Below are 18,921 nucleotides of genomic sequence, written 5' to 3'. Positions count from 1 at the left end.
TGTTCCCAGCGCTTAATGACCTCATACCATTGTTCTTCCGTCATAAACCAAAGCTCTTTGTATTATCAATGCAATCAGTTTGCCAGATTTAAAACAGTATTCTAGATGGGGTTCGTGGGACGCTTACTTCAAAACTATATGCGTAATTTAATGGTTTTTTCTCAAGAACATCATGTCTATAGCTATAATCAAAGCTAGAAAAACACTGCTGTTGCTTATCTGCATATATTGGAGATGCATTTGTATCCTTGTCAATTTTATTTGCTTTATAATCGGTCATTTGATTTTTATCGACCTTTATTACCTTTATTGGCGAATGGATATGATAATTCTCACGATTAATGATAAATTTGTCTGGCGTGTTTGATATAGCAACGTTTTTCATTGTTACAAGCTCCGTAGCTACCTCACGATCACGCACCTGAGCTTTTTTCGTTGTATTCACATAATTTCTTGCATAACCTAAGTCATTTTTACCCAACCCCAGACGATGATCCAGATTATTAATAAGTCGTTTATCTGCGATGGTCACCGTTGGCTCATTTTGAGCTTGTTTGTCTTCGACGATATATTCATAGCTCAAACGATGATCTGATGCATCATCATGCGCTTTATATGAATGCTCATAAATATAAATATTTTTATTCAGTTTATTCAGTGAGTATGCTTTTTCACTATCAATTGTTTGTAACACAGGTTGAGTGACAACAGGTGATTTACCTTTGTCAGAATTATCTTTTATACCATCACTAACAATTTTAGCCTCAATCTGACCATTGACTGGCTTAGGCAGCTCAATGCCACTATTAGATGAGTTATTTCCTTTGCAACCCGAAAGTAACAAACAGAAAATGATTAAATTTATTCTGTGGTATTTCATACAGCTAGACCATTGTTAAGTTTAAATTTTTAAAGCAGGTTAGTGGGTCGCAATGTTTGCGTGTAAAGAGTTTGCGGTGTTAAGTGACATGCATAGCATCTAATTTAAAAGCATTATGAAATAATGCTCAAAATTAGAGCCACGCCTACCGCTCGTTACTTTTGTTCATCACTTTTTATCAAATGAAATATCCCTTGGTTTAGAATAATTACTACTATTTTTATTCTTGTTGTATTCAGTTAATAAACTGGATGAACGCTTTTTAACAAATTTCTTTTCATTACCTTGATCAGAATCATGATCAAATTCTACAAACTTATAATCTCCTGATCGATTGCTTTTCTGCAAAGAACCATCATCAATCTGATCTGTAGCTCTATTCGTTAAACCATTTTCATTGTTGATATTTATACTACCAACATCTAGTTTTAGTTTGGCGTTATCTGAGTCATCGTTGTAATCTTTTGTAGCATTTTCATTGAAACTAAAATCTTGATTTAAAATATTTTGATGACCAAGATTTTTTTCCGAATTTTGTCCACTCTTCTTTATTTTACTTTTGATATTTTTTAAAATACTTGTTATTTTAATTCCACCCGCACCCTTACTGGTTTGGTTAACTTTACCAGTATTATCATTGTTAATGTTTTTTTGAGAATATGGTTCGCTAAATTTTTGATTATTACTACCATCAATAGAATTTTCAATATCCGGTGATATATCATTAACCTGATCTATCACCGGATTTCTCGAATAAGTTTTACTTTTTTTTTCAACCAAACGATCTTCAATTATTTTTTTTTTGCGTCTTCATACTTTTGACCAAATTGCTCATTAAGTGTTTTAATATTATTATTTATTGAGCTCATTGAAAATTTACCATTATAAAGTTCAGTAACTTTGAATACAGTATCATGTATAAATGTAGATTGATCATGTGAATCTTGAGGAAGATTATTTGAAAATTCTTCACGCTCAAGCACATTGTTTACTTCACTAATAATAAAAAAATTTAATTGCTCTTGGTGGGAGGATAAAATTTTATTAAACTCATGTTCATATTCACTGGTTAAATTTTTATAACTTTCATCAGGCATATCCTCACTATCATTAAATTTGTACTTCAGAGAAGTGATTTTCTGATTAATCTCATCTTTTACAAGTACAGTAACTTTATCTCCGATAGATTCAAATAACTGTTTACTATCGTTTATGTTTTGTTTACGAAAATGAATTTCATTACTTACATTTTGATCTTTGTGATTCATTCGTTCTTTTTTAATCAAATCCCTATCAATATAATTAGGGTTTTTATTCGTATAATTAGGCCTTATCTCTTGAGCTATGATCACCCCTCTATTATAGTAATCACTTTCAATGCTGTTATTAAATAATTCAGATCGACTTTCTGATTTATCTAAACTCTTTTCTTTGTCTTTAGTCAAATTTTTCTTGACAGCAATATAGTCATCAATCGATCCGTTTTTGTTGGCATTCCTGATAGCTTCTTTTTCCTTTAATAAATCAGATCGTTTTTCGATATATGCTTGCGATAACTTTAATCTAGTTTCTGCTTTTTCTTCTGAATTTTGACCATTAATCTCAGCTGTAAAATGAGGCTTGTGTAATCGCTTTAAATCATTATCGATCTGAGATAATTCTTGAACATTACGCTCCTTACGATCCAAGATGTGATTAATTCTATTAATATTTTCTTGGTGTAAAGTTTCTAACCCACTGTTTGGCTTACTTTCATTTGCAAGTGCATCGACTAGCACATTTCTTTTTTTGAAAAGGTTATCAATGGTCAAAGCTTCTTCTTTATAACCTCGTTGAGCCAATTGAGTTATAATGTTTTGCTTTGTATTTGAATACTCATTTTGCAAATGAGTAACATCATTGGTCTCCTTGTCAATAAGAAACTGATTTCTTCGAATCAAACTCTTCTTCTTGACAATTGAATCCATTAGCGACTTATACTGTTCATCATCTTTTTTGTATTTTTTGTATTCTTCCAAAGCATCTTGATCGCTTTTTAATTCAGAATTCAATCGCACTCCCTTTAATGATAACGTTTTTAAATGTTTGATAGATTTTTTTTCTTTCAATTTTTCATCAAAGAAGAAAAAATCTTTACCTAGTTCTTTAATAATTTGGTCAGAATCAAATTTAATCAATATATTTTTAATTTCATCAGTATTTTTATCATATTGCTCTTTAGATAATTCACCACTTGTTTTTCCTCTATTTGGATCTTCTGGTATACCCTTAGATGATAGCTTAGATGATAGCTTTGATGTAATATATTCTCTGAAATAGATATTATCTTTATCAACTCCAGCCTCATCTAGAATACCGTCAATTACATTCTCAACCTGCTTTTCTTTAAGTTCTTGGACTTGGTCTTGATATTTACGATTTTCTTCCTTCCGCATTTGATAAGATTTTAAAATAGCTTCAGACTTTTTTTCTTGGATTTTTTTAACACCTTCTCTTTCTGCCTTTATATAATTTCTAAAGGTATCAACACCGCCTTCAAGCGCGATCATTTTCTTAAACCCATTTATTACTAGACCGACGTCTTTAATATTACTGCTCATTAACCTTTCTAGAATAACACTAAGTTTTACGCCATCATTATTACCAATATGACTACGTTGAATACCCAACAAATGATCTCGTAAGTCATTAAAATCGCTATCCTCCAAAAGCATCCCAATAAAATATACTCTACCAGACATGTCTAGACCATTAGCTTGTATATTTTGAAGCTCAGCAGCAATTAGATTATCTTTATCTAACTGCACTTCATTAACTTCTTGATGACCTTTAGTTATACTGATTAGCCCCGTTGAACTGCCTTCTTCACCATCGAAGTTTACTTGCCATTTTTGAGTGTATTTGACCTCCTCAACACTTGCAATACTTTGATCTTCCAAAATTGAATGTAAGGCATATTCAAATTTAAGATTAAATTTATTATCATCATTTACTTTTTTTTGTACTGCAAGATAGTAGTCATACTCATCAACACTTAGCTTAAAAATCAATGGTTGATCTAGATTACCTTTTATACTACTTTTTTTTGCACCATGAGCATTATTATAAATTGGCATTAACAAAGGTGCATAAAACGGAGAATCCATCTGACCACCTAGAATAGTAGGCTTGTATTCTAATCTTTCTTCTGCTTTATACTTTTGATTCCCTTCACTATCCACACCATTTGCAACTAACTCTTCTGAAATTGGTAGCTTAAGATTAACCGAATGTGCAAAGATATTACTACTGTACACCTTGTCAAAATTCTTTAAAACAAGCCTATTGCTGTATTGACGAATATCTGTCAATTGCATAATCTGCTTATTCAGTGAAATCACATTTAATGAACCAACGTCTTTGACTTCAATTTCTTCGCCCTTATACAGCACACTCACAGATACCGATACTTTGAATAATTCTGGCGTCTTAATCAGCTCAGGATTCAAATATAATCCAAAGCCTGCTTCATAACCTGCTTGATCATGCTCACTAACACTAAGCAGATATAAGCCATCACCCTCTTTAGCCATCCCATCACCATAAGCTTCAACACCAGAAACATTATCATCACCTTCAATCTTAACAAGTAACTCTAAATCTTCTGCTTTAATTGATTTATCTAAATTAAATTCAACGGCATATTGTTTCTCAAAGTTGTCAGTTAGTACTTTTACACTATCTGTATGCGTCATAAAGTTCTGAACACTTGGCAAACGAATGGCAGCGTCCCTTGGTTTCACACTTTCCTTTTCTCCACTTCGAGGCATCGCCGTAGTTAATAAAACGGTATTAGGCTTACTGGCGTCATTAGCCTTAATACCACTATTATCTTTCAACTCAGATTGACCTTTTTGATCTTTTTCAAGTTGTTCAGAGGCACTACCAGCGCCGGGCTGTGATGTAGATGTCGATGGCGATTTCTGAGCTGGTAACTGCACGCCATTGCCGCCACTACTACTCCCTCCGCAGGCACCTAGCAACATACTCATCGTAACGATGCTGATTGTTTTATATTTCTTGGCAATAGTGACTAACATCTGTTTTTTCTCCTGTGTCATATATATCGTTTTTTCTTGCATTGTTTAGTTATTTAACCGTGTTAAAAGCTTGCTCATGTATGGGCTAACCCTTGAATCAAACTTGCGACCATATTAGCGGTCAAGGAATGCAGTTTTATATGCAGCAGACGAATAAAAAAGAATCGTAAAATAAACAATATGTATCATAAGGTTTCAATAGATATACTTTTGACAAACACTCAGCCAACGGTGTCAATCACTCCGTGAGCCAAGTCAAAGGGAAATATAGCAATAACATATGGATGGCTTCGACTGACGCTCAGCCAACAGCCTCAGTCGTTCCCTGAGCCAAGTCAAAGGGAAATATAGCAATAACATATGGATGGCTTCGACTGACGCTCAGCCAACAGCCTCAGTCGCTCCCTGAGCCAAGTCGAAGGGAAATATATTGTGTGATTTTGTAGATAAAATCACATCAAAAATCACTTTGAGCGCCTTTAAACTATTGATATAGCAATGCTTTGCATGACATATATTATGCAGTCACAATTTTCAATTCTTTTGTGTTTTTTTGCTCTAATAACAAAGAAGCTTAATCCTAAAGACTTAAGCGAAGATGTAACAATAAGGAGCTTAATAATGACAACAAGAAACACCCCTAAAAAAGCAAGAAAACACGCCTTAAAAAGCGTACTACTATTAACATTAGGCATGTCAGGTTGTGGCGGCAGTGGTAGCGATGCAATCACACCTGCCTCAGAAAATGGACGCAAATCATATAACATGGTTTCTACAAGCTTAACAAACACCATGAAAATTATTCCTTTTGACTATGAAGATCAGGTTGATGTTGTGGTTGAGTCTAGTCAGCGTATTGGCGTTGCAGCTTTGGCAACACCATGGCAGTATCGTGTAACAGGTGATCTTGAAGCTGTTTCAATCACTAAAGATGGCAATAAATTACGCATCAAAAATACCAATACAACCGGAACTAACCAGCAATGTCGTATTGGCATTACCGTTGCTGGCGAGGAAGTCAGCTCTTTCAAGTTTATCTCTTTGGCTGATAAACCTTATGATTATCTGATTAAATCTAGCAGTGGAGATACCAATTACTTTTTGGTTGTAGATCCTTTGTATCAGTTAGAAGCAGATCTACAACAATCATTAGAAAAATCGCTTTATCTAGGCATTGCATCAACGCTTAAACAAAGTAATCAAGCAAATCAAAGTCGTCTAAATAATACTGTTGAAGCCTACCTCACATCACAACACTTTAACCATTTTATTGACTTTGATGACAATGCCAGTAAACAGCAAAGACATCAATTGATTCAATATCTTGCTAATGAGACTGGCATTGCTAATATTTCAAGTGAGCTTGATACTTTTATGAATCACTACGATATAAAGTATAAGACATTAAAGTTTACAACCAATGCCCCACTTAGATTGGATAAAACCTTTCATCGTGATATCTACTTTAGTGATCAACTAAATATCACAACGGATATTTCACATCAATCGCCTGACTTTATCATCGGCACATATGAGCATAATAGCAATCCAACTAAATATTTTTTAATCCAACCACATGATAGCAACAATATGGTGTTAGAAGACGTGATTGAGCATTATAAAGACAGCAGTGATCATAGCACCACTTCACATAACCCATCTTTAGCTGGCGCTTCTTATATTACCTCAAGCCTTAATACGCCCAACCCAAGTACTTCTAATGATCACACTGCACTTTCTTATGATACGGTCAATTATGGTCATAGAAAAGCATCAGAAGACAGCAATCATGTTAGTGATATCAATCAAATTGACACTGACTCACTCCATGCGCTATCAAATAACTCAGATATCAATATACAAAACACTGAAATCAATCACATCGATCCAAGTCGATATCATACACCACGATCTAGTGAAACTAATAACTCAAATATCAATATGCAGAACGCTGATATCAATCAAATCGATACAAGTCAATATCGTACACCACGATCTAGTGAAACTAGTATATCAAATAATATCACGCCTCAAAATAATCAGCTAGATTCTATGATTTCTGCAACCTCAAACACACAAGCTACTACTACCAATATACCTGATATCCCTAAAACGCTTAACACAACTAATAAAATCCCTAGTATTCCTAATATTCCTAATATTCCTAATATTCCAAGTACACAAGCTAATACCAACATACCGAAGATTCCTAATATCCCCAATATTTCAAATACTGCTAATATACCGAAGATTCCTAACATATCTAATAACCAAAACAATGCAGATATTAACCAACCTAAAGCTAATCTGAACAATAATAATCAAACTGTCAATATCATTTCTAAGGCTTTTATTGATGTCATATCAAAAGGTGGCAACTATGCTTTTATTAAAAACGCAAAAGGTTTTTATGAAAACCGCACCATCAATTTCGAGGAAATGTTAAAAGCTTCTTTCTTCAAGGGTTTGCGTGATGCTTTGCATCAAACATCAACTACTGATTTGCCTATTACAAAGTCAGTCTACTATAAGCTGATTGATAACCTTAATTTAGACTCGCTAAATAGCTTTGATAATACACGAGTATTCGATAAATTAGTGGGTGCTTATATGGTTTTATATAAAGATAGCTCGATCACGCTACCACGCATGTCAGAAGTCGGCACTAATGACGCCACTAACTTATCAAGCTATTACGGTGTTGCTAATATGGTTCTTAGCATATATAACAACTTTAGAATTACTGTTAATAACACAATTACCGATTTAGGTGGCATTAATCGTCTGAAATTTTATGATGAGTCAAAGCTTGCAGAGTATAAACGCTATGTTTTGCTGCAAATGATCAATAAATTACCAACCGCTAGCTTGTCAACGATGGGTATTAAATTGGACACCTCCAAGGATAACCAAAATGATCGTTTATTTGATATAGAACTTGCTAAATTCATCATTGCCTCAAATGACGAAAACTATCTCAACTCGTTAAAAATAAAAGCAGAAGTAAATCAATCAAGTCAAATAGACCAAGAACGTGAAATTGTCAAAGATATCGAGCGTAATGCAAACATTCTGAAAAATTATTTACAGCGTAATCTTCTTGAATATATTAAAGATACTGCTTTAATGACAAATTGGCAAAATCAACTCTTTGACGCAATTGATAAGCAGAGTAATGATGCAAGTAAACGCCAAAATTTATTGATTTTAATTGATCGAAACCTAAAACAAGGTCAAGAAAACAACGCGAATATCTTTGATTTTATTAAAGAGACAATGGATCAAAAAATTCAAGCATTAAAATTCAGTGAACTTATCCAAAAGCTTGATAAGCAAAGCCCATTTCATGACTTAGCAAATAATGTCATACAAGACTACACTGATGAAAAGCGAACGGTTACAGCTGATCGTATCAAAAAAGGTCAGATTACCATGACATCTCTCGACGATATTAAGAAGCAACTAAATTTTTAGATAACTGTTGTTACATCCAACTTTATATGGCTTGACTGATGCTCAGCCAACAGCCTCAGTCGTTCCTTGAGCCTAGTCGAAGGGAAATATAGCGATAATATATGGATTGCTTCGACTGACGCTCAGCCAACAGCCTCAGTCGTTCCCTGAGCCAAGTCGAAGGGAAGTGTAGCGATAATATATGGATGGCTTCGACTGACGCTCAACCAACGTTCATAAATCCGGTGACGGGGGAAAAGGTTAATTATCACCTAATATGATAAAGTTATCAATCCACTAATATTTTTAGAAGGATATGATTGTGGTGCTAAGTGACAATAAGCATTATTCATAACGTAATTGCTTCCTAATACTCGATGCATCACTACTGCGATTATTTACCATAAAGCTGTTGGAGCAACCGTATGATTTAAATAAGGAATCATAAATACTAACCTTACGTCTGCTGATGCTTTCTCTTTTGCGATAGCAAGAGTTAAAAATACTATCTTGATATCTGTTATTATTACTCAGCATTATTTGCTGAGGTGACTGCTGTATTAGTTCTTCAATTTTTTCTTTATATTCGGCTTCCTTATAAACAAATGCTTGTAGCTCGTCTTGATAAATTTGTTTTGTCATACTAAGTTCATTTTTTAATACAGAAATATCACTTTCAAGTTGACGATTTTTATCTAACGCATTGTTAAGACTTTGCTGAATAATTCGATTAACCTCTGTCATAGCAGCATTATTTCGTTGCATCTCGGCATTTTCTAACCTAAGATTTTCTAGCTCATTATGACTTCTTTCGAATGCATGCTCATTGTTACTTAAGTTTATTGATAAATTATTCACATGGGTCATTAGCTCATCATTAAGCCGCCTATAATCGCTATTTTCATCTTTTAGTTTCCTATTTTCATCGCTCATTTCTTGTTGCTGTCGCGTGTACATAAATTTTTCATATGACAACATGCCTAGCTTATTGTTTAACTCAACAATATACTCATCCGTTGTCTGTACTTGAACATCTGCCATTTCAACCTGAACTTGCTCTTGAAGCTCTTCATCCTCATCGCAATAAGACGCTTGAGTATTTATGTCATTTGCAAAGCTACTATTGTGCGATGAAAAGTTATCAACATACTCAATAGGATCGTTTGCTGAATTATAATTTTGCTGAATAAATTGATAAAACACTTTAAGCTCATCAACTATCTTTGTACGTAAGTCATTTAACTGTGATGACGCTTCCATCACAACAGGCCCTGCTAAATTTGCTGGTGATCGTTCTTGAGATTGCCTGTTATCTACCCCGCTTAATCGAAAATATAACTCAATCATTTTTAGTATATTATCCGCAAGCTCTTTAATGTTGATATTTTCGATCATTACCCGATCTAGCGTCTGAGCATTAAATGCAAATAGCGACTGCGATTGTTGCAAAAGCTGATCCTGCTTTCGTTGTAACTGACGATCCATTTGCAGTAACTCATCACTTTTAACTATCGTTTGAGTATCAAGTTCATAGAGTCTATTATTTTTAAGCGCTATGCTGTCATCATACTCCGAAAGCAAGGTGCTTCTTCGAGCTAATAACTGACGATTTGAAATAATATCATCGTTTATGTTTGACAGCTCACGTTGTTTTGAGTCGAGTTCCTCATTTAAGCGGCGTAATGACTGTTGTTTTGTATCAATCTCTCTGGCTAGTTCAACTAGACTAATTTCATATTGATTTAACTGATTACTTTTTTGCCCAAGTTCCTGCTGTTTCAACCTGATGTCATCGTTTATATTGCTCAATCGCAATTGATTTGTATGAATCTCTCTGGTTATATTAGCTAGACTTGCTTCACTTTGAATTGATTGATTATTTTTTTGCTCAAGCTCCTGCTGTTTCAGACTAATCTGATCTATTATTGTTTGCAAACTTTGTCGCTTTCTATCAACTTCAACCATGACGGTCTCAAGATTTACTTCATATTGGTTTAGCTGATTAACTTTATTTTCAAGCTGCACTTGTTTTGAATTAATTTGATCGATTATTGCTTGTAATATCTGCTGATTTTGCTCTATTTGCGCAGCATTGTCATCCAAATTTTGCTGTTGCACACGTACATTGGTTTGTTGTGTATTGAGCTGATTGGCTTTGTCCTCAAGTTGCTCGCTGCACGCCAATAACGACTCTTCTTTTTGCTGTAAGTCGATATTTAAAAGAGCTAATGAACTTTTTTGTTGATTTAAGCGAACATTCTGTTGTTGAGTCAACTGGTCAAGTATTGCTAATTGTGATTGCTTATGATGAAGTTGCTCGTCAATCTCACTGAATCTGGCATAAGCTGCTGCAATTTTATGCTCAACATGCTGAAGTTCACGTTCTTTTTTTGTCAATGACGAGTTATTACTGCCATGAGCGTCGGGAGTAAAATCAATACCACCACCAGTAGACTTACAACCTAATAGCAATGGTGCTAGTATCATTAACACAAATAGCTTGAAAATAATGGTATTATTGTATAGAAATTGGCTTATGGTAGGCATTATAACCACACCTTGATATTATTTTGAATATCCTAGAAACTAATCAATTTGGCGCTTAAAAAATATAGTCACTATGTATAAGGGTGTGTCAAATACATCATTACTCGATTAGCTATAACTGATGTCAAAGCACAGATGTTACATCCAACTTTATATGGCTTCGACTAACGCTCAGCCAACGTTTATAAATCCGGTGATGGGGAAAAACAAAAATTAGCCCTAGCTCCGTCACTTTGTATTTACTTGATCACGCAAGTTTAAAGGGAATATCCACCCATATTTCTGTACCTTGACCCAATATACTCGTGATACCAAACTTGCCATTTAAGGCATCAAGGTTTTGCTTGACTATTGCTAAACCAAATCCTGTACCATGCACATCACTTTTGCGATGCTTCTCAGCACGAAAGCCTGACTCAAAAATACGTTCCTTGTCTTCGTTGGCAATACCAGCACCCGTATCGGCGACCTTGATTCTCAATACGATACTCTCTTTGTGGTGTTCCATTATTTGCACAATCACCTCAATTTTACCTTCATGCGTATATTTGACGGCATTAGATAACAGATTACGCAATATCTGCATGATCTTAACATAATCACCATAAAACCTAGGAATGTGCTTTGGCATAAAATAATGCTCAAGTATAATATTGCGCTCACCAATTGAAATCATTGCAATATTTAATTCTTGCATCACTAACTTACTAATATCAATCCCAATACAGCTTCGCATCCGCTCTTTGGATTCTTCGGACTCTTTGGTATAAAGATAAAGTTGTTCTGTCATCTCAGAAATAGCATACATCCCTTCTGACACAAGCGTTAAACTCCGATGAAATCGATCATCTTTGATCTTAGTAGCTTGAGTTTTCAAAAGTGTCAAGTTTGATAATACACCGGTGATTGGGGTTCTTAAATCATGATGAAAGTTATGTATAAACTCTTGAATCCTTAGTTTTTCAGCTTTTAACTCAGCTGTTTTGGTTGCTAAAGCTTTTTCTTTTTGTTTGCGATCGGTGATGTCAATTGATACACCAACTATTCCAATTACCTTACCCTCAGCATCCTTTAGACAATTTTTCTGTGCTAGATACGTTGAGTCTACTGAATTTTCCTCAAAAACCATAGACTCTCCTTTTGCCATAACATTCTGATCATTGTCAGATATCATTTGAGCAGCCGATCCCGAGATATGTATTAGATCAGAGTCATATCTTCCCAACACTTCTGCCTTATCTTTAAAACCGAGTGCTTTAATATTCGCCTTGTTGATTCCAACAATCTTTCCTGCCAAGTCTTTCCAATAAACATGTGCATCCACGGCATCTATAATCTGTGTTAACGTCAGGTTTTTTTCTATCAAATCAGCATTATCTTTTTCCAATTGACGAACTCTATTTGTTAACTCATTATCCACCACATTGTTCATATACACACCCCATTGCAAAATATGTAGCAACTTGCTTTTTTAAAAAGTTAAAACTAGATACTATCAACACTAATTAAATAAGCTGCAACTGCAACCGCACCCAATACAAAAATAAGTGTCGGGATTTCTCTTTTTATTTTGTTTATCCAATCCTGTAATTTAAACGTAAACTTTGTGCGCTTATAGCTAAACTCCGCTTCATGCTTTGACCAGTCGTTATTAATCTCATCAATTATGTTCATATGATTTGCTTCAATTTTAACTAACTTCAAGGATTTTACATACTTACCGACATTGTTATGTCTAAGATTGTAGCCAATCTGCTTGGTGGCTTTAAAAAGAACAGTCGTTGTATGCCTTAATTTACCCGTTGGTCTACACTTCCCAATCGCTATATCATAGTCTTTATTCATTAAAACTTTTTGTGCATAGCATGGTTCCAGATCAGCAACTTTTTCATTAATAAAATCATCAACCTTCTGGCCTCCTTTCTCTGGATCAAAATGCGGGTGATACTTTAGTGCACGCCCATAAGGAATGTGTGAATCCAAAAGAATCAATCTCACATTAGTTCTCCCTTGCTGCTCAAGCCAATATGCCATCTCTAGCGCAATAAGTCCCCCTAATGACCAACCCACTAAAGTCAATTGATGAGTATCTTTCACATTAGGACTTAATTTTAGGTAACATAAATACTGCTGTGCTATTTCTGATAAAGTCGCAATTTTATTATCATGCTCAAAGTTATAATTCTCAATACCAATGCAAAGATAGGCGCTAGAGAACTTATCCACCAGTGTCTGGTAGACTTCACAACCTGCAAATGCTGGATGAACAAAGCACAACACATAATCACTCTTTTTTGTTTCAGATAAGACCTTAATATGCTGCTGTCCTGCATTGAGTGTGCAATCCTCAATAATAGCTGATATTGTTTTTAACCTAAAAATATCTGCTACTCTTATCTCGCTTTGCAAAATTTTCGACATTCGATACGCAATTGTAATCGCTAAAACAGAATTACCTCCCAAGTCAAAAAAATCATCTTGCATACCAACTAACTCAATATCTAATACGCTCTGCCAAAGCTCACAGAGCTCTTTTTCTGTATTTGAAATGGGCTCAACAATACATTGCTGCGTAGCTACTAAAGTTGGTTCAGGTAAAGCAGAGCAATCTAACTTACCATTAATTGTCAGTGGTAAACCTTCTAACTGAATAAGTGAAGATGGCATCATATAGTCCGGTAAAAACGAGCGTAGCTCTTTGTGTATGGCATCTTTCGTCAAACAATTCATCTTATCTTTACCTAACACATAATAACCACAAATATAATATTCTGCTTGTCGATCTTCCTTGGCAACGACACAACATTGCTCAATCCCAGAAATTAGTGCTAACCTTCTTTCGATCTCATCTAGCTCAATTCTATACCCCCTAATTTTAATCTGTGAATCAATCCTCCCTATATATATCAACTCTCCATTAGGTAACCAACGCGCAAGATCCCCTGTCCTGTACATTCGATCAAACCTACCATCTGCAATCAATGCCCCATTGTAAAAAGGATTTTTCACAAAGTTTTTGTTCGTTAAGTCTGGAAGATTAAGATAACCTCGAGACAAACGTTCTCCTGAAACATAAATCTCCCCAATCGCTCCTACTGGCAACGGGTTCATATATTTATCAAGTATATATATTTGCATGTCAGCAAGTGATTTCCCAATTAAGGAATTAACCTCTGACTCATCATAACTCATTTCTTTATAGGAAACATGAATGGTTGCTTCCGTTATACCATACATATTAATAATCTTGGGCGACACCACTCCTTGAATAGCACAAAATGTCCACCACTGACTTAACTTATCTGGTGTCAACCTATCCCCACCAAGTATAATGTATCGAAATTTTTTAAGACAACTACGTGCCTCTGGTAAGAAATTTAAAAAACCTTGAAACTGCAAAAAAACTGCGGGTGTTTGATTGAACACACTAACTTCATAAGCATTGCACAGCCGAAAGATCTCATTCATGTCAAGCAATTGCCTCCGAGACGGTAAAACAAGCATACCTCCATGACTTAATGCCCCCCATAACTCCCAAACACTAAAATCAAATATATAATCATGGAACATCATCCAGTGATCACTTTGACCAAAGCTAAAGTAATCTGACGCTGTTCTGAAAAGTTCCACCACATTATTGTGCTCTTGCATCACACCTTTAGGAACTCCTGTTGTACCCGAAGTATAGATAACGTAAGCAAGATTTTCCGGCTTGCTATATGGCAATAAATTTTCCTCAGCCCCTTGATAACAATCATTTTGATCAACAAAAACATAATATAGATCTAACTGACTTTCCGTTAGAAACGTCAATTGCTTGTAAATCATTGACTGTACAAGCAATAGCTGACTTTCTGTATCCGTTAGCATATATACTATACGCTGATGAGGTAATGATGGAGCTATTGGCACATATGCAGCCCCTGCCTTCAACACAGCTATAATCGAAATAATCATCTCCAACGAACGCTCAAGACACAATGCAATCAAGGTGTCTGGCATTAGTTCACTACCTGTTTTAAGCAAGAAAGAAGCCCTGATATAATTTGCCAGTTGGTTGCTTCTTGCATTAAGCTCTTGATACGTTAACTCATTTCCCTCAAAAACAATCGCAATATTATTTGGCGTTTTTGCAACTTGTTCCTCAAAAAGCTGATATATGGTTTTGTCTTTTGGAAAAGGGACTTCCGTTCTATTCCAATCATAAACCACTTTCTGATAATCTTTAGCACTTAGCAGGCTAATTTCTGAGACTTTGTGACCAAGTGCCCCCTCTAAACGCTCTAATAATACAGAGTAACTATTCAAAAGTGATTCAACAAAATAGAGAGGATATCTGGCAAATTTAAACTCAACTCGACATAAAAGATGATCTTGTTTTAAATCAAGTTCAAAATAAAGCCCATGCTTGACATAACCTGAATGAGAATTATTTTGAGTTTGCCTATATGGATAATGATATATTTCATTAGTCTCCAGATTAAATTGGACATCTGATAGCTGTAATACTTTGTCACGATCAACCTCTAGCAACCTGTCATAAGGTAGCACCTGTTCAATCGATTCAATCACTTTCTGATGCGTATTGACAAGATGTTCTTTCAGCGTGTTATCTTGGGTGACGTTAGCATCAATAATCACATTATTGATAAAACATCCAATTACCGATTGATGTTGCGGTACATACATTCGCTCATCAACATTAGTAATCACTGCAAAATCTGACTGCTGTGATGTCTTGGCTAACATCAACGTAAACAAACCATACAATACTGAGTATTCGCTGATCTTAAGTGCATTGGCAACAGACTTGACTTGCTGCCTTACTTGCGCACCCCAATCACAGCTTAATTGTTGCCCCTTTACATCCTCTGTCGTTTTTGAAAAACCTAAATCAAGCGCTTGGCAGTGATCGAACTTTTGTTGCCAATATTTTATTTTTTGCTGCATATTTCGCTGATAACGCTCATTGAGAGACATTGACAATGTGGTAAATTCCATCATTGACTGTTTAACCAATGACCTTTTATCCTCTTGTAAGCAAAGATATAAATCAGGCAATACAATATTAATGAGCGATGTTGCATCCAAAAGTGCGTGAAAAAATGAAATAAATACATATTGTTTAGCGTCGACATCATCCACCAGATAGAAGCGAATCAGCTTATCCTTTTCAATATCAAAGGGTGTTTGATCGATCTGTTTGCAAAATAATTCAAGCGTATTTTTTTCATTAAGTTTAACGTGCTGACATACTACCGGATGATCATAGTTTAAATGTCGATGGAATGTTCCTGCTTCTTTTTCTTCATAATAAGCACTATGCAGTAGTTCATACTTTGTCATCAAATAATCAACCGCAACTTTAAAGACCTTAAAATTAACGCGCTCAACATATTCAATGGTGAAACTCTCGTTATAAATCAAAGGGGTGTTCGTTGCTAACACATGACTTAAAATACTTTTTTCAAAGTGGTGCAAATCACTTAAATGCATCTGAGCTTGTGATGATAGTTGTTGTTGATCATCATGATTATCGACATATGCTGAAGATAATAGCGTCTTGATGTTTTTTCCCTTGATTAAGTCTAAAGCATTGAAATGATAACCAACGAATTGCTTCATGCGCATCACAACATCAATGGCTAATATTGAGTTGCCACCAAGCTGCAAGAAATTATCCGTCACGCCAACTTTATCAACACCAAGCGCACCCTGCCAAATTTGACAAACCTTGCTCTCTATCTCTGTTGATGGTGGCACATAAGCTGTGCTATCAATATTGACATCAGGTAATGCGTTTTTATCTAACTTACCATTTGCCGTTAACGGAAAAGATGCAAGCTGCATGAGAAAGCTTGGCACCATATATTCAGGTAGCATACTTTGCAAATGCGTTAACAATACAGCATCGTCAATATCAAGTCCGTCTACTGTTGTGTAATAGCCAACTAGCATCTTCTGAGCACCCGCGGCATTTGCTTGATCTTTGACAATAACACAGCATTGCTTAACCCCCTTAAACTGACACAAAACTTGCTCGATTTCACTTAACTCAATCCGAAAACCTCTTATTTTTACCTGTGAGTCATTACGCCCTAGGTATTCAATGTCACCATTATCAAGCTGGCGCACCAAGTCACCTGTTTTATACAAACGGTCATAACCCAACACTTTATTGGTCTGATCAGCAAAAGGATTTTTGATAAACGCTGCCTCACTTAGCTTCGGCAAATTCAAATAGCCTCGCGCTAAGCCTACACCTGATAAATATAATTCTCCAATTTCATTAGGCGCACATTGATTCCGTTGACTATCTAATACATACAGCGCCATATTATCGATGGCCTTACCGATCGTAACCTTTTTATCCTTGGCACAATCATGAAAACTCACATCAATCGAAGCTTCAGTTGGACCATATAAATTATGTAAGCTAATAGCAAAACGATGCTCAAAGACCTCATAAAATCGATCTTTAATAGAATCACTTAACGCCTCGCCACTACAAAACACTCTGCGCAATACATATTTTGAGAGCGTTTTATGTACAAGAAAATCTAAAAAAACAGATAACATCGAAGGAACAAAATGCACAATGGTAACTTGTTCAGTAGTGATCAATTGATGCAGATAATCAACATCTTTATGACCTTCAGGTTTTGCTATAACGATTGCTGCACCATACCAATTTGCCCAAATTAGCTCCCACACTGACACATCGAAGCTGTAAGGTGTTTTTTGTAACACTCTATCTTGGTTACCCAGCGGGTATTGTTTTTGCATCCATTGAATACGATTGACAACCCCTTTATGTGGCACCATAACACCCTTTGGATTTCCTGTTGTCCCTGAGGTATAAATCACATAAGCTATATCATCGCCATTGGTATCAACATCGAGGTTTTGTTTACTGTAGCTTTCTATCTCATGTATTTCATCGGCTTGCACAGCCGCATCCTCATAACCCAACTTCTTCAGATTTTCCTTGTACCATGACTGCGTGACAACCACTTTTGCGTTAGTATCCTTCAGAATATAACGCACACGCTCATCTGGAAAAGTTGGGTCAATCGGAACATAAGCACCACCAAGCTTCAAAACAGCTAATGTAGCGATGACCATTTCAAATGATCGATCAAGATAAAGAGGTATTAAAACACCTTTGCTGAAACCCTTACCCACTTGAGCTTCATAATGCACTCTTATTTTTCTTGCTAACTGATTACTCCGGCTATTAAGAATCTCATAACTGACACTTTGATTGCCGAATATTAATGCCTGTGATGTCGGTGTCTTTTCTACCTGACGCTCAAATAACTCATGAATCACTCTGCGAGTTGCCACCAAACCTTGATTCTCTTTACTGTCTATCAAAACACTGTTTCCCTTATAAAGTTTGAACTCAAACTACATATTGTTGGTTTTAAACCAACGATAATAAACTGCTGCAATAACGACCGTCACACACGTTACCATACCAAAGATAAAGCCTGATGCTAAAATCCAATCTTCCATTAAAAACCCATATAACACACAAACAAACTGGATACATAAAAAACCGATGAAAGTAACAATAGATATGTTTTCGGAGGATTTAAGTTGAATCACTTTAATGGTCTGCGGTAAAAAAAGTAATGCATTAACGAATAAACTCAACGCGAACATTACCTGAATAGTATAAGCATACATTTATTTATTTAAACCTCCGTTATAACGTCTCGTTAACCACTGTAGAATATCTAGCACCGAACTGCATGGCATTGTAATATTAAGAGGGAATCAACAGCTCGGTTGTGAATCATTATGATCACAGCACATCATGCTTTATATTCATTTGCTGTCTCAAGATGAATCAATATTGATACTAAATGATTCAATATTTGTCTGTTTACGCTAATTTTTCTACGCTAGAGTTGCCACATCAAAATGCAAGTAACATGACACAATATAAAAGGAGAA

At 35.4% G+C, this 18,921-nt stretch carries 7 protein-coding genes and 1 pseudogene; 1 reads left to right on the top strand and 7 read right to left on the bottom strand.

Features of this window, described 5'->3' with window-relative positions:
- Positions 1 to 88: 88 nt before the first annotated feature.
- The 3 genes from IE867_RS10740 to IE867_RS10730 all read right to left on the bottom strand — a co-directional run bounded on the left by IE867_RS10740 (position 89) and on the right by IE867_RS10730 (position 4,959).
- Entirely contained in the window at positions 89 to 880 is a 792-nt protein-coding gene (locus tag IE867_RS10740; RefSeq protein ID WP_192484731.1) for a hypothetical protein, read from the bottom strand.
- 168 nt (positions 881 to 1,048) lie between these two features.
- Positions 1,049 to 1,660, bottom strand: coding sequence for a hypothetical protein (locus tag IE867_RS10735; RefSeq protein WP_192484730.1), 612 nt, complete (start codon positions 1,658 to 1,660; stop codon positions 1,049 to 1,051).
- Positions 1,661 to 1,671: 11 nt separating this feature from the next.
- Entirely contained in the window at positions 1,672 to 4,959 is a 3,288-nt protein-coding gene (locus IE867_RS10730) for a hypothetical protein (RefSeq protein ID WP_192484729.1), read from the bottom strand.
- Positions 4,960 to 5,580: 621 nt separating this feature from the next.
- On the opposite strand from IE867_RS10730, the gene IE867_RS10725 reads away from it, so the two are divergent.
- Positions 5,581 to 8,433, top strand: a complete 2,853-nt coding sequence (locus tag IE867_RS10725; RefSeq protein ID WP_192484728.1) for a hypothetical protein — start codon at positions 5,581 to 5,583, stop codon at positions 8,431 to 8,433.
- A 324-nt stretch (positions 8,434 to 8,757) separates the two neighbouring features.
- Here the strand turns inward: IE867_RS10725 and IE867_RS10720 are convergent, their stop codons facing one another.
- The 4 genes and pseudogenes from IE867_RS10720 to IE867_RS14995 all read right to left on the bottom strand — a co-directional run.
- A complete protein-coding gene (locus tag IE867_RS10720; protein ID WP_192484727.1) occupies positions 8,758 to 10,959 on the bottom strand; it encodes a hypothetical protein in 2,202 nt (733 codons plus the stop codon).
- Between the two features lie 247 nt (positions 10,960 to 11,206).
- A complete protein-coding gene (locus tag IE867_RS10715) occupies positions 11,207 to 12,391 on the bottom strand; it encodes a PAS domain-containing sensor histidine kinase (protein WP_192484726.1) in 1,185 nt (394 codons plus the stop codon).
- 53 nt (positions 12,392 to 12,444) lie between these two features.
- Positions 12,445 to 18,336 carry a non-ribosomal peptide synthetase gene (locus IE867_RS10710; protein WP_192484725.1) on the bottom strand — a complete coding sequence of 1,964 codons (5,892 nt, stop codon included), beginning with the start codon at positions 18,334 to 18,336 and terminating at the stop codon, positions 12,445 to 12,447.
- A 147-nt stretch (positions 18,337 to 18,483) separates the two neighbouring features.
- Positions 18,484 to 18,627: pseudogene (locus tag IE867_RS14995) on the bottom strand (PQ-loop domain-containing transporter); the annotation flags it as partial.
- Positions 18,628 to 18,921: the final 294 nt, after the last annotated feature.

Source organism: Cysteiniphilum marinum, from assembly GCF_014857925.1.
GTDB classification, from domain to species: domain Bacteria; phylum Pseudomonadota; class Gammaproteobacteria; order Francisellales; family Francisellaceae; genus Caedibacter; species Caedibacter marinus.
The sequence above is the reverse complement of the archived record's forward strand: the minus strand, read 5'-3'. Positions and strand labels throughout refer to the sequence as shown.

Excerpts from the sequence above, each read along its gene's own strand:
- IE867_RS10740 (WP_192484731.1), bottom strand. The coding sequence starts at position 880 with ATGAAATACCACAGAATAAATTTAATCATTTTCTGTTTGTTACTTTCG.
- IE867_RS10720 (WP_192484727.1), bottom strand. The coding sequence starts at position 10,959 with ATGCCTACCATAAGCCAATTTCTATACAATAATACCATTATTTTCAAG.
- IE867_RS10725 (WP_192484728.1), top strand. The coding sequence starts at position 5,581 with ATGACAACAAGAAACACCCCTAAAAAAGCAAGAAAACACGCCTTAAAA.
- IE867_RS10715 (WP_192484726.1), bottom strand. The coding sequence starts at position 12,391 with ATGAACAATGTGGTGGATAATGAGTTAACAAATAGAGTTCGTCAATTG.
- IE867_RS10730 (WP_192484729.1), bottom strand. The coding sequence starts at position 4,959 with ATGTTAGTCACTATTGCCAAGAAATATAAAACAATCAGCATCGTTACG.